We start from the raw sequence: 14,521 nt of genomic DNA on the forward strand, positions 1-14,521 counted from the left end.
TTTTCGATTGCTTTTTCGCCTTGTACTCGTTAAGATCTCTAAATTTTTACTAATTTAGATCAAATTTAAATACAGACATGCACATAAAGGAGAGTATGAAAATGGCAGATGTAATTCAAATGAATTACATGCTAATACCTGTTATTCATCGATTTGGAATTGAATTAGGATTTGGAGATAAAACAGTTACTGAAGTTTGCATAGAGAATGAGGTTGATTTGAACTTCTTCCTTCAGCTGGTAAATGCTTATCACGATCAGGATTATTTTCCAAAAGAAGAATTACAAACTATACCTGTACATGAAATTGTTGCCTACCTGAAAATGACTCATGCAAGTTACCTAAACAATACGGTAACCGAAATAGAGCAAAAAATCAAAAGCCTTGAGCTGGAAGGTAGCGAAGACAAGAAATACATCGCATTAATCAGAAACTTTTTTGAAGGATACAAATCAGAGCTTACCGAACACATCATGAGAGAAGAGGATGTTGTATTTCCCTATGTTTTAGCTGTTGATGAAATCATTAAAACAGAAAAAATTTCAGAGGAAAACAAAGAAATCTTCGAACAATTTTCGATCGAGGAATACGAGGAAGATCATGACGACGTAGAAGAAAAACTTTTGGATTTACGCACCATCATGATCAAATATGTAACTCCTCCATCAAACTCCACACTTTACCATAGCATTATTCAAGATTTGTTCAGGCTTGAAGAGGATTTGAATTATCACTCCAGAATTGAGGACAAGGTTTTAATTCCAAAGATTATTCTTATGGAAAAATCGATTCAGAACCTCTTTTAATTCTCGCACATGCCAAGAACGTCGATACTTATTGCAGAAAATATTTGTTTGATCCGTAAAGGGCTCCGCTCCGTGATTCAAAAACTTGGAAATGCTGAAATCCTTCAGTCAATTTCTAATAAAGAAGAGTTGTATGATATCGCGAACAGGTTAAAACCAGATGTTTTAATTGCAAATCCTAACATGCTAAATTCTACCTCTGAAGATTTGAAAAGGCATTTTTTGAATGCAAAGAAAATGAGCCTGGTATTGATTTCTGATGATGAATCGATAGATACAAAATACAAGGCCGACGCTTTTCTTCATTATAATGACAATCAAAACAAGATTTTAACGACCCTGGAAGAGATTATTGACAGAAAGGCGAAAAAAGAATCGAACAACAAATCCAATGAAACTTTGAGTGCGAGAGAGCAAAATATCTTAAAACACATTGCCCTGGGACTCACCAATAAAGAAATTGCAGATCAGCTTTTTATAAGCATTCACACTGTAGTTACACACCGTAAAAACATTACCCAAAAATTGGGCATTAAATCTGTTTCAGGTTTAACGGTATATGCAATTCTGAATAACCTAATCTCCATGGATGAAGTAAAGTAGTTAAAGCTCTATGACTGCACCGGCTGCCAATTCCATTACATTAAAATACCTGGCAAATTCCTCTCGCACCTTAAAGCTCGTGCAGTGCGTAGGTCCAAGTATTTTGACCTTTTCTGCTTGCATATAAGCAATGGTTTTAAGGGTAATTTCATCAATTTCTTTCAGGTGGAAACCGCCAATCACCGCAAAAATCTCATCACAGTTCGAAATCTCTTTGGCGTAATTAATCGTATTGCAAATGCCTGCATGAGCACAGCCACTAATTACAACCAAGCCTTTATTTGTTGTAATTGCTATGGCCGAATCATCAGGAACAAAATCAGGTGAATTATCTGGCAATAAAAAAGGGCTTACTTTTGATTCAAAATCATTCCTTCTCGGGATTTCTCCAAGAAAAACAATTTGCTTTGAAATCCATAAAGGCTTACTGGATTCCTGTAAATCGAATAATTCAGATAATTCCTCTTTGGATTTCGACAAACCCACATTGGTCCTGTTTCGTTTTCGATACCTTCTTGCAAAACAATTGGGATGCAAGATCAGCTTCTTCCCTCGAATATGCTCTAATCCATCTCCATGATCCCAATGTCCGTGACTCAGAACAAGGGTTTTTATATCCGAAAAATCCTCACCAAGCCGATTGGCATTCTCCAGAAACAAACTATTGGGACCAAAATCGAACAGAATTTTCTCATCCGCCTCTACAATTAGCGAAAAACCATGAACCGACTCGAAGCCATCCGTGGCAGTGTTATCCACCAGAACCTTGATTTTCATTAATCTTCCTGCTTTTTAGGAATTCTCAAATTAAAGCATGAACCAACTCCTTGCTCTGAATCTACCCAAATATCACCTTTGGCATTTTTTACAATGTTTTTCACAATGGCCAAACCTAATCCCATACCTCCCGATTTTGTCGTAAAATTCGGATAAAAGAGTCGCTCTTTTACCTCTTCACTGATTCCATTCCCATTATCAATCACACAAGCTTTATAGTATTCTTTCTCTTCTTCCAATTCTACAATAACTTGCCCGTCCCGATGATCAGGAATAGATTGAATGGCATTATTGATCAAGTTTACAAACACACGAATAAATTGTTCCCGATCCACAAAAACCTTAGCTGATTCAATCCCATTCAATTGAAGTTTTAAATCCAACTCATCGTTTCTAAACAATGAAATTACATGATGCAAAACATCAACTAAATTAAGCGATTCGTTATTTGCACTTGGCATTTTCGCAAAGTTGGAAAAGGCAGTTGCAATGGAAGATAAAGCATTAATCTGATCAATTAAAGTTTTGCTCACCTGCTGCAAGTGTTCTTCTCTATTTTCCGATTTATCCTCAAATCTTTTCTGCAGAAATTGAATGCTCAATTTCATTGGAGTCAACGGATTTTTAATTTCATGAGCAATTTGGCGTGCCATCTCCCTCCATGCTGATTCTCGCTCCGAACGAGCCAATTTCTCTGCACTTTCACCAAGCTCAACAAGCATTTGGTTATACTCATTAACCAGGCTGCCAATCTCATCATCTTTAGCGTATTCGATTTTTTCCCCATAAGATCCAAAACGAGTTGCCTTCAACCTGTTTTGTATCATTCTTAAAAGGTAAGTAATTTTATTTGAAATAAATACCGAAAGAAATATGGCAAGCAATATCATGAATACATGCAAATTAACACCTGCCAGCACCAAATTAAACATCTCTTTTTCGAGCTCCTGACTCTTCAAGAAATATGGAAGATTTACAAAAGCTACAAGCTTATTGTTATCATCAACAATGGTTTCGTAGGCCGACAGATAAGACATTGTTCCAATTTCTTCTTTATGGATAAAACTCGTCTTCTCTTTAAAAAACAGTTGATAATAGGCAGCAAAATTCATTTTATTGTACTGCAGTTTTTTATCAAAAATCTCTCGTCTCGAAGAGGTAATCAATTCACCCGATAAATCATACAAGTGGATATCGGCATAAATTAAGCTCGATAACCTTCGTAATCGATCGGTTAGAAAATCGACATCCAGATCCTCTCCCAAACTGGAAATAACCTCCTGCTTTACCAGTTGCAACTTCTCTTCCAGTTTTCGATTGTTTGTTTCCTCGGTCCTTTCTATGGTATAATAAACCGTACCTCCTCCCAAGAGCAAAAAGAATAGCATTAACAAGCCTACAATTGAATATTGAATTCTGTACTTAAAGCTCATCCTGAACCTGAATTTCCAAGGCAATCGGCTCAAGACCCACACAAACAATCCAAAAAGATACAAAAACACAAAAAGGTATGGCACTGTAATTACCCGATTGTACCAGGTAACCAAAGGGTAACTTACTACAACCGTATTGTTTTCAAATCGATAAACCAAATGGTCATAATCATCCAACTCAACATGAAAGGACTTTTCTTTGTTTTCTCCAAACACTTTCTCATTCATGTAATAGTTGAAATTGCCCGATGAAGCAATTAATTTTCCATCTTGATATTTTCCAAAAGAATAATCGTTTCCCCGCTGTTTTAAGGCCACCTTTTCATCGAGCAACAAATCAGGATAACCAACCCCTTCGCTTCCCACTTTTGAGTCTAGACGGATAAAAATCCTGATGGTTCCTGCTCTTTCTGTTTCAAACTCAAGCTTCCCAAGGTAGGAAACCATGCCATCGAAGTCGTTCAAATAGTAGAAATCTGTATTTGGAATAGATTCTCCCGATTTCAAAATCATTTCTTCAAAAAACTCAAAGCAATTGCGAGTTTCATCGTCAGGCTCAATGTTCAATTTATCGATATTATCACAAATTGTAATTTGCAGATAATATTGCTCCCAAAATCCGGAAAAGTAATTCGAACTAATGTGCTGCATGATCCTCGATTCGTTCCTAAAAGGAAATTGACACAAAAGATTCAACCTAAAGTCTGAATCGATCTTTTTTTGCATATGCACCAATAAATTTTCGGAGGTCGGCTCATATTCAGTCGACAAATTCATGGCGGCTACCATCCTATCCTGTGCTTCTTTCTTATCGGATAAAACATTAATTCTGCCCGTAATAGCTATGGCAACAAACAAGAGCAAAACAATCATTAAAGAATAGTACGATCCTTTATCAGCCTTATAGCTTGCAATACCAACCATTAAGAGGATAATCAGTGGCAATATCAAAAAGAGGTAATCATTCGTTTCGAACGAAAAGAAAAAGATATACAGGATGGCTGGGAGCGATACTGCCAAAACAAAAGTCAAATACCTGAAAATGTTCCATCTTGAGCGAGACAATTCAGCAATTAAATAAGCAAAGTGCCCCAAGGAATAGATCAGTAAAAGCAGAATTAGAAATCCAACGAATACATAAAACCCATAATCCTGGAAAACATACATTTGCAAGCTAAAGCTTGAGTCCAGAATTAAGCTGTTCACCAAGCCACTAATGGAATAAAACAAGGCCCAATACATTAGCAGGTACATCACCAGGAGAATACCAGCACCCACTTTCGAAACTCCTTTCAGAATATAATATTTACAGCCATAGCTTGCATAGGTATACACAAACAGGTACAGAAACAATACATTCAATAAAAAATCACCAAGTGAAGGAAAGAAAAAGGATCTCGCAAATAGAATTGGCGAAAAAATTTCCAGGTTGGAAAAAACCGATGGAAAGGAAAATTGAATCATCAGGTATCGAAGCAGTAATAAGGATATTCCCCATACAAACAGCACACTCAAACCAATTTTCACATTCCTGATTTCAAGAATCTGAACACTAATCAGGATCAATAACAATAGAATAAACACCCCATAGAAAATCCCAATCCGATTCTGCGCTTTTGGTGCACTATACCCATAATCGCTATGCTGAAGTGAAAACAGGTAATTCTCTTCCTGGTCGAAAATAGGAACACCTTTCTCCTGATCGATGGAAATTTCGAATTCTGAAGGTATATCGAACTCTCGATCGAAATGATTTTTTAAGAATTTATTCTGATAAGGATAGATTTTCTTAATTAGAAGCAAGCCATACAAATCGATTGTATCCTGTTTTTGCTTTCGAATGTAATACCAACCATTCTCAAATCTTTTTACTTTTCCATGCGAATCATCAAAGCTCCTCAATCGAGGAACAATAAAGGAATTATCGCTCCAGAAAACCAGGCTATCGTCTTTAAAGGCCAGCAAAACAAAGCCATCTCGCTTTAAGTCATGCTCAAATTCCGTAAAATTATCGTAATCGCTCAACCCGCCATTTTTATTGGCAATTGCATTACTTAATTCGTTTAGATCCTTCGTTAGGGAAGGAGCTTTTTCACGAAAAACATGTTGAATTCTTTTTGCCGACTGCAACAAACTATCTTCTCGATTAAACAAGTAATCGGAAGTGATAGCCAAACCGAAAAATACCAGAACCGATATTCCCAGAATGTATTTGAGAAGTTTATTTTTCAAGATTGATTGTTTTGAAATTTTCGTTTGGATTAACAAATTTCATGCTAAACCTCTCACAAATTAGCATAATTCAATTAAATCATCAAACATGATGATAAGGTTCTCCTTTTATGATGGTCATGGCGCGATACAATTGCTCCGTAAAAATCATCCGAATCATCTGATGCGAAAAAGTCATCTTCGATAAGGACACCTTTCCTTGAGCCTTTTTATATACATCATCGGAGAAACCATATGGTCCGCCAATTACAAAAACCAGGTTTCTGGTACCACTAATCATTTTCTGTTCCATGAACTTCGAAAATCCTACCGATGAAAACTCCTTTCCATTTTCATCCAACAAAATTAAGGTATCGGTTGGCTTTAGCTTATCCAGAATTAAATCCCCCTCCTTTTGTTTCTGCTGATTTTCGGATAAGTTCTTCGTATTTTTAATATCAGGAATAATTTTAAACTCGAAAGGCAAATAATGCACCAGGCGTTTTTGATACTCGTCAATCCCCTTTTTTACAAAATCCTTATCTGTTTTCCCTATCACTAAAAGAGTTGCTTTCATAAATTTACTCTATTTTTTTTCGAGTGCTGTTAAATATATCACACTTACTATCTAAATAACTATTATTCTTTACATTAACACACCTTAGGATCATTTTCTAAAATCAATATTTACAACAAAATCGGGATGTAGATTAGATTTTTTTTATCTTGCGATATGTTTTTCGCACAGAATTTGTGTAAAGGTAAATGATATTGAATTAAAACTATTCAGATGAGAATTATTAAATACATATTTATCGGAATTCTATTTGTTCTGTTTTCTGCAGCAAATGCTTCATCACAAAACCAGAACGATTTACCGAAAAGCCTTATTCTTGCTTTCAAGCAAGGCAATAACGTTAGTTTGTCGAACTACTTTGGCGATAGGGTAGAATTATCTATCCAAGACAAGGAAGCCATTTACAGTAAATCGCAAGCAAAACAGATTATCGGGAAATTTTTTAAAGATTTTCCTCCAACAGATTTTAAAAAGAAACATGCCGGAGGTAAGACTGGTGCCCGATATGTAACCGGCGACCTATTAACAAAAAAAGGCAATTTCCGAGTTAGCTTTTTGCTTAAAAAGCAAAATGGAAAGTTCATTGTCCATCAACTAAACATTGAAAAAGATTGATAAGGGTTTATTCTCTTACATTTCAAAAGATATCAAAGGCTCCAATCAATTGGGGCCTTTCCTTTTTTTGTAAGGTATGTATTGGATTTGCTAAAATGCTTGTTCCCAAAAAAGCCTCTATCGGCCGAATATGGCGATGGATGTGGCGATTTTAATACCAGGTGTTTTGCCCTGTCGATTTGCTCTCCCTTTTTCTGTGCATAGGAACCCCAAAGTAAAAATACCAGGTTTTCCTTTTCTTTCGAAAGGCAATGGATTACAGCATCCGTAAATTTTTCCCATCCTTTATTCTGGTGCGATCCGGCTTGGTTGGCCCGAACTGTTAGTGTAGCATTTAAAAGCATGACTCCTTGCTCGCTCCACTTTTCCAGGTTCCCGGATTTTGGGATACTTAATCCCAAATCTGCATAAATTTCCTTGAATATATTTTGCAAACTTGGCGGCATAGCTACCCCATCATTTACAGAAAAACACAAACCATTAGCCTGTCCAAATCCATGATAAGGATCTTGACCGATAATCACCAGCTTTACCGCATCGAATGTACATTTATTAAAAGCATTAAAAATCAATTTTCCTGGTGGATAAATTTTTTGAGTCTGATATTCACCCTTTACAAAATGTACCAGGTGTTGAAAATACTCTTTCGAAAATTCGTCCTGAAGTTTTTCTTTCCAGGATGCTTCAATCTGCACATTCATAGTTTAAAATTTTTCTTTCCAAGATAGCACCCTTTATTATCATACCAAAACTCAACAAAACTTTCCTATGAAATCTATACCCCGTACAAATTAGGGGTGTTTATTATTTTTAAAACGTTTTCTGATCAACCACCCCTATTTTTTATTTGTTACAAGTCGATTTTTTGCATATTTTTGACATTCAAGCGTAAAATTTGACGGACCACAATTCATAATCACACCTTTCAGATTATTTTACCCTTAAATCTAGTAAAGATGAAAAACAGTAAAAAGTGGTTTTATGCCTTACTATTATTGGTATTGGTAGCGATTGTCGGGATTTTTGTCCCAGGTATTGAGTTTGGATCAGGAGATCCTAACATTGTTGCGGGAGATGTGGCATGGATGCTAACCTCAACCGCATTGGTACTATTAATGACCCCAGGCCTGGCTTTCTTCTATGGCGGAATGGTTGATCCTAGGAATATTATTTCAACCATCCTACAAAGTTTTGTATCGATGGGAATCGTAAGTATCATTTGGATTATTTGTGGATTCAGCCTTGCATTTGGAGACAGCATTGGTAACGAAGGCTTTGGATTGGTTGGGAATCCATTAACCTTTTGGATGTTTAAAAACGTTGGGGGATTAACGCATCCGGAAATGGCACCAACAATACCATTTGCCTTGTTTGCCTTGTTTCAGTTAAAGTTTGCCATTATAACACCTGCCCTTATTACAGGATCATTTGCCGGAAGGGTTCGTTTCCGTTCTTATATGATCTTCATCAGTCTGTTCACCTTGTTTATTTATGCGCCACTGGCACACTGGACCTGGCATCCGAACGGATTTTTACGCAACATGGGCGTTCTTGACTTTGCGGGAGGAACAGTAGTGCACATGTCGGCAGGATTTGCCGCATTGGCAGGTGCCATGTTTTTAGGCAAAAGAACAAATTCGAAATACAACGAAAAACGATCTAATATTCCATTCGTTCTGCTTGGTGCAGGAATGTTATGGTTTGGCTGGTTCGGTTTTAATGCAGGTTCGGCATTAGAAGCCTCATCAACAGCCGTACTGGCACTTCTTAACACCAACACCGCATCTGCAGCAGCCATGCTAACATGGATATTCCTGGACGGAGCAAGAGGCCATAAACCTTCGGGACTGGGAGCTGCAATCGGGTTGGTGGTTGGATTGGTAGCCATAACTCCGGCTGCTGGATTTGTAGATGTTGGAGCATCAATTACGATTGGTGTTGTTGCATCAATTATCAGCAACTATGCAATTACCCTACAAGGGAAAACCTCTTTGGACGATACCCTGGATGTATTTCCTGCACATGGAATGGGTGGGATTACAGGAATGATTCTAACTTCTGTTTTTGCCCAGGAAGTTGGATTAATTCATGGCGAATTCAGAACTTTCTTAATGCACATGTTGGGATTAATTATTGTGGGCGTATTTACATTTGGAGGTTCATACCTTTTATACTGGCTCACCGACTTAATGGTGCCGCTTCGCGTATCTGAATATTCGGAGAAGAAAGGATTGGATGCATCACAACACAACGAGTCCTATTCATTTGCTTACAAAGACTAACTCAACCTATATTTATAAAAAAGAAAGTCCTGCAATATAATGATTGCAGGACTTTTTACTTTCACATGATTTTTATATTACATACAGTGGATGTACTTATCTACGATCTCCATGATCTTATCCACTTTCCCAAGTATGCGGTCGTTTAGACCATTGTCTTCATATAATTTCAAGTTCTTGGCAACTGAATCAATTGTTCCCTGTGGGAATACACCATTATTTTCGAAAATTTCTCTCTTCTCCAATAAACAGTCAGCACTTTCCCAACAACATGTTGGCAACTGCTCAAGTTTATCTAATTTTTCTTTATAGTCAGGAGCGAAAATATCTACATCAGCATACAAGTCTTCAGCAATTTGCAAGCTGTTTTCCATTTGTAAACCATGCTGTCCTGCTACAATCAAACCAGCCATTAACTGGTAGATATCAGCCGATCCGTCAGGAACTCTAAATTCGAATGTTTGCTTGCTCGAGAAATCTCTCGGATCTGCATCTTGCTGAGGGTTTACGTCCTTAATCATATCGGTTGCACCTACCCATCCAAGTGGAACACGCACCAATACCGATCTGTTTCTATCACCCCAACAAACATAAGTTGGCGCTTCCTGGTGAGGAACCAATCTTAAATATGATGTTGGAATGGTATTACCGAAAGCAGTTAATGCACCCGATAAATCCATAATACCAGCAATCATTTTTCTGGCAGTATCGCTTAGCTTACCATTTTCAATACAAATGTTTTTTCCATCTTTTTCAACCAACATGTGAACATGTAGACCACTACCAGCTTTACCAACGGTAATTTTTGGAGCCCAGCTTACCAATGCACCTTCTCTTGCTGCAAGCATTCTAACAATCCACTTCGCAATAAGCAACTGTTCCACTGCATCTTCAGCTTCTACTGGCAAGAACTCAATTTCATGCTGCTCATATCCATCTTCACCCGTTGTAAAGTTTCCTACCTCAGAGTGACCATATTTGATTTTACCACCACACTGTGCAATCAATACCATTGCTTCGCGACGTAAATTCTCCCATTTCGTAAACGGCTGAGAGCTATGATAACCCTTCTGGTCAACGTCTGGATATAAAGTGTGATTTGCACTTTTAATATAGTACTCAAGCTCACCCATAGCCTTAAATTTAAGACCTGTAGCTTTTTCGAATTCTCTGTTGGCTTTCTTAAGAATGTATTCCGGAGCACTTTCAAGTGGCTTTCCTTCTGCAGTATAGAACGAACAAAGGATGTCCAAACTTGGCACTTCAGAGAATGGATTAACAAAAGCAGTTTTAAATCTAGGAATTACATACAAATCACTTGATCCTGCTCCGATGTAAGAGAACAAACTCGATCCATCAACACGTTCTCCTGTCGATAAGATACTATCAAGATGATCTAAACCTGTAATAATAAAGTTTAAGGTTTTTAATTTTCCATCTTCTGCTACATAACGGAAGTTGATCATTTTAATATCATTCTCTACGATATACTCAATCAAATCTTCCTTAGTAAACTCCGAACTTGGTTTTTTAAGAAACTGAACCAATTTATTAGGATCTAATCTAAAATCTTCCCTAGTCATAATACCCCGTTTTATTAATATTTGTTGTTTTCTGTTAGTTGTTGAGATAAAAATAGATCTGAAGCACATATTTTTCCAAAAAGTTTGACCTATTTAGAAAATCACACACAAAACGCGGTAAACAGCAATAAAATCAGGCAGTTCGGAGCATTTTTATTATTTTTCACAAAAGAAAAAAAGCTGTTTTGCAACAGCTTTTCGAAACCGTTTCCGACGGTAAAAAATCTTTTTTTTTCAATCACCCCCATTGGGAAGGTAATCACTTAATAAAAACATAGAATTTTGTCGATTCACATCTCATTTTTTCCAAGGGAGTATTATTCAGAAATAATATTTGTTTTCAAAAAAACCCCATTTTCAATCAACCTATGCTCAAAACGTCATTTTTTGAAGTCTAAACCCATTATTTTTTCATTTTTTAGGTCTATTTTTTGATCATTTCGAACCAACACCCCTATATTTTTCACTTTTTATTCTTTCACTCTTTTTAATACTGTTAAATTAAATCAAAATCTCAAAGAAATATGAATTCCTGATGGAGCTGATACCAACCTAAATCCTTTTCGGTGTCGAACGAAACACAAATCCCCATCTGTATAATATACTTCTCCATGAATTCTTACCCTATGACAATCGTCTGGCAAGTATGAGAAATAAACCGATCTTGGAGGATCAACATGTACGAATCCAAATTCAGGATAATACCTGTAATAACGTCCATCGGTATAATAGAAATCTCCATCGCGGTGATAAATCACTCTAGGTTCACATGCAAACCTCCAAATCACCTCACCATATCTTGAATGATTATAACAACTGTGTCCATACCTGTTGTAGTAATGCTTGTACTTGTAATACGGGTAATGACGTTTATGATGATGCTTATAATGCTTTCTGTAATGATCACCATGGTAGTACCTATACTCTACATGTCCATGCTTGTGATGTTTATGGTGTTTGTAATGCTTATCGCGTTTGTGATGCTTATGATGCTTTTTATGTGAGTAATGATCATGATCGCGGTAATATGTTTTCTTATGCTTTGATCGATTCTCTTTTTGTTGTGATCTGCGATCATCTTGATATTTATAAGTACTTTTCTTATATCGATCTCTCTGCTTATTATCTTGTAAAGGTTTATTCCTTCTTCTTTCATCGTATCGGGTAGCTTCCTCATTGTGAGCTCTTCGTTGTGCAAACAAATTGGTAGTAGATAATGTTATTGTTGAAACCAATACTATACTGGCAAGCAACTTGTAATACTTTGACGTTCTCATAGCTTTGGCATTTAAATGTTAGAGCCATCCTGCCCTCCTCAGAGTTGCAGCAACAAACCATTACGTGTGTAATTGTTTTGGCAAAATTTCGTCATCCTTTGGTAGGGATGAATCCGTAAAGTAATTAACCGGTATACTTTGACTAAATGTTTGCAAAGCCTGTGCCAAAAAAACAAAAAGTGCCAAATCGCTTAGTATTTGGCACTTTCAGACATTGTATATTTTCAAATTACTTAAATCATCATATTCTCTTCTTTCATTTTTAGACTGGCCTTATCGGTAAAACTTCTTTTCTTGGGTCGAATTAAGACACGCAAGGATTGATCGGAAGTAAAATAGTTCCACACCCAATTGATGAGAATAAAAAATCGATTCTTCACTCCAACAATAGCCATCAAATGTACAAACAACCACAATACCCAGGCAAGGAAACCTTGCATCTTTACACCTGGAAGATCGGCAACAGCCAAATTCTTACCAATCGTTGCCATCGAACCTCTATCCTGATAATGAAAAGCTTTCAATTCTTTATTGAGTAGAATCTTTTTAAAATTCTTTGCGAGATTTCCAGCCTGTTGCAAACCAACTTGTGCTACCTGTGGATGTCCATTATCAAACTTTCCTTCCTGTTGAAAGGCCAAATCGCCAATAGCAAATACATTGTCCAATCCTTCTATGCGATTGAACTGATCGACCTGGAGTCGACCTCCACGAACGCCTGCATTTTCCGTAATCCCTTTTATAGGACGCGCTGCAACTCCGGCAGCCCACACCATGGTATATGATTTAAACTCTTCACCATCATCGAGTCGTATGCTTAAACCATCATAATCTGCAACCCTGGCACTGGTTCTAACAATTACACCCAATTTTTCCAAAAATCTTTGCGCTTTCGCTGATGCTTTTTCCGACATTCCATTCAATAATTTGTCCGAAGCTTCAAACAAATACACGTTCATTAAACTAAAATCGAGCTCTGGATAATCTTTGGGTAAAATCTCAGATTTCATTTCGGCCAATGCTCCAGCCAGCTCAACTCCTGTAGGTCCACCACCCACCAGAACAATATTCATATAATTGGCAGCTTTTTCCGGATCAGACTCATTCAGTGCTTTCTCGTAATTTCTTAGAATTGAATTCCTTAGGAAAATAGCTTCTGATACCGATTTCATAGGAATAGAAAACTCTTCGATATTTTTGTTGCCAAAGTAATTGGTATTTACTCCTGTAGCCAAAACCAGGTAATCGTATCTTAGTTTTCCCAGGCTGGTGTAAATCTCATTCTCTTTTGTATTCACCTCCAGCAAATCGGCCATTCGAAAATGGACATTTCTTTTTTTCTGGAATATTTTACGAAGAGGAAATGCGATAGAACTTGGCTCAAGACCCGAAGTTGCCACCTGGTAGAACAGGGGCTGAAACTGGTGAAAATTATTGCGGTCGATTAAGACAACCTGATACTTTGTGTTGGCCAACTGCCTTGCCAGTTTTAATCCTGCAAAACCTCCACCAATAATTACGATCCTGGTTTTCCCATTTTCGGGAATGTGTTTTATGGTATCCATCCTATAACTTGTATTAAGAATACTGGTCTTTTCACCCTTTTATTTGCCTTTTCGGATTTAAGACTCTTTTATCTTTTACAAATTAAAGAATTAATTCTTTATTATCCTAAAAGGTTAATTAACTCAACCGTTTTCATCGAAAAGTTTTATGAGTTGATAGATTGAATAGATGTAAAAAAGTCCGAAATGCTCATGTGCATCTCGGACTTTTTCTTTATAATTTTTCTGTAATTAAGCTTCTTTCTTTGCAGCTACTACCGACATTTCTACCAATAGTTCAGGTCGAGCCATACGAGCTTCTACGCAAGCACGAGCTGGTTGGTATCCATCTACAACCCAGGCATCCCATACTTCATTCATTGCCGCGAAATCTTTCATATCGCGAACATAAATGGTAACCGATAGGATATGTTTCTTGTCAGATCCGGCTTTCTCTAATAATTCCTCTACTTTTTCAAGAGTTGTTACGGTTTGCTCCTTGATGTCTTTTGTAGCATCCTTGGCAGTTTGCCCGCACAAATAAATGGTATTACCGTGCTCTACAATACGGCTCATTCTTGGAGTTGAATCAATTCTTTTGATTGTCATTTTTGGTAAATGTTTAAGTTATTTTGAATCGCGAAGATAAGAAAATTGTATCATGATCCCGAATTCTATGGATAAACCAAACAATTCAGGTTAAAAATTCTTATTTAATTATGCTGCTGCTAAGTTTAGCATGTAATAGTTCTTGTCATATTCCTGACCTGAAGTAATTACGGCACAAATACGTTGCAATAGCTTGTTTCTTAC

General features: G+C 37.0%; 12 protein-coding genes. 4 read left to right on the top strand and 8 right to left on the bottom strand.

From position 1 onward, the window contains the following. The first annotated feature begins 77 nt into the window (after window positions 1-77). Complete coding sequence (locus ELS83_RS15270; protein WP_171596421.1) at window positions 78-806, top strand: hemerythrin domain-containing protein; 729 nt, start codon at window positions 78-80, stop codon at window positions 804-806. A gap of 72 nt (window positions 807-878) precedes the next feature. Beyond that, the gene (locus tag ELS83_RS15275; protein WP_171596422.1) at window positions 879-1,409 is read left to right on the top strand and encodes a LuxR C-terminal-related transcriptional regulator; all 531 of its coding nucleotides are present in this window, start codon (window positions 879-881) and stop codon (window positions 1,407-1,409) included. Here the strand turns inward: ELS83_RS15275 and ELS83_RS15280 are convergent, their stop codons facing one another. The 3 genes from ELS83_RS15280 to rlmH form a co-directional block, all read right to left on the bottom strand. Next, a complete protein-coding gene (locus ELS83_RS15280; protein ID WP_171596423.1) occupies window positions 1,410-2,186 on the bottom strand; it encodes an MBL fold metallo-hydrolase in 777 nt (258 codons plus the stop codon). Next, on the bottom strand, window positions 2,186-5,851 hold the full coding sequence (locus ELS83_RS15285) for a sensor histidine kinase (protein WP_171596424.1): 3,666 nt from the start codon (window positions 5,849-5,851) through the stop codon (window positions 2,186-2,188). The genes ELS83_RS15280 and ELS83_RS15285 overlap by 1 nt, the downstream gene beginning before the upstream one ends. A gap of 82 nt (window positions 5,852-5,933) precedes the next feature. Then, on the bottom strand, window positions 5,934-6,407 hold the full coding sequence (gene rlmH, locus ELS83_RS15290) for a 23S rRNA (pseudouridine(1915)-N(3))-methyltransferase RlmH (RefSeq protein WP_171596425.1): 474 nt from the start codon (window positions 6,405-6,407) through the stop codon (window positions 5,934-5,936). A gap of 213 nt (window positions 6,408-6,620) precedes the next feature. Between rlmH and ELS83_RS15295 the strand changes: the two genes are divergently transcribed. Beyond that, window positions 6,621-7,022 carry a DUF4783 domain-containing protein gene (locus ELS83_RS15295; protein ID WP_171596426.1) on the top strand — a complete coding sequence of 134 codons (402 nt, stop codon included), beginning with the start codon at window positions 6,621-6,623 and terminating at the stop codon, window positions 7,020-7,022. A 32-nt stretch (window positions 7,023-7,054) separates the two neighbouring features. Here ELS83_RS15295 and ung read toward each other — a convergent pair whose 3' ends face one another. After that, a complete protein-coding gene (ung, locus tag ELS83_RS15300; RefSeq protein ID WP_171596427.1) occupies window positions 7,055-7,723 on the bottom strand; it encodes a uracil-DNA glycosylase in 669 nt (222 codons plus the stop codon). Window positions 7,724-7,978: 255 nt separating this feature from the next. Between ung and ELS83_RS15305 the strand changes: the two genes are divergently transcribed. After that, entirely contained in the window at window positions 7,979-9,304 is a 1,326-nt protein-coding gene (locus ELS83_RS15305; protein WP_171596428.1) for an ammonium transporter, read from the top strand. A gap of 77 nt (window positions 9,305-9,381) precedes the next feature. On the opposite strand, the gene ELS83_RS15310 is transcribed toward ELS83_RS15305, so the two are convergent. The 4 genes from ELS83_RS15310 to ELS83_RS15325 all read right to left on the bottom strand — a co-directional run bounded on the left by ELS83_RS15310 (window position 9,382) and on the right by ELS83_RS15325 (window position 14,317). Then, entirely contained in the window at window positions 9,382-10,887 is a 1,506-nt protein-coding gene (locus tag ELS83_RS15310) for a glutamine synthetase family protein (protein WP_171596429.1), read from the bottom strand. Between the two features lie 506 nt (window positions 10,888-11,393). Further along, the gene (locus tag ELS83_RS15315) at window positions 11,394-12,164 is read right to left on the bottom strand and encodes a hypothetical protein (RefSeq protein ID WP_171596430.1); all 771 of its coding nucleotides are present in this window, start codon (window positions 12,162-12,164) and stop codon (window positions 11,394-11,396) included. 233 nt (window positions 12,165-12,397) lie between these two features. Continuing rightward, window positions 12,398-13,729, bottom strand: a complete 1,332-nt coding sequence (locus ELS83_RS15320; protein ID WP_171596431.1) for an NAD(P)/FAD-dependent oxidoreductase — start codon at window positions 13,727-13,729, stop codon at window positions 12,398-12,400. 231 nt (window positions 13,730-13,960) lie between these two features. Next, window positions 13,961-14,317, bottom strand: coding sequence for a RidA family protein (locus ELS83_RS15325; RefSeq protein ID WP_171596432.1), 357 nt, complete (start codon window positions 14,315-14,317; stop codon window positions 13,961-13,963). Window positions 14,318-14,521 lie beyond the last annotated feature (204 nt).

The sequence above is a fragment of the Marinifilum caeruleilacunae genome (genome assembly GCF_013141825.1).
Classification (GTDB): Bacteria; Bacteroidota; Bacteroidia; order Bacteroidales; family Marinifilaceae; genus Marinifilum; species Marinifilum caeruleilacunae.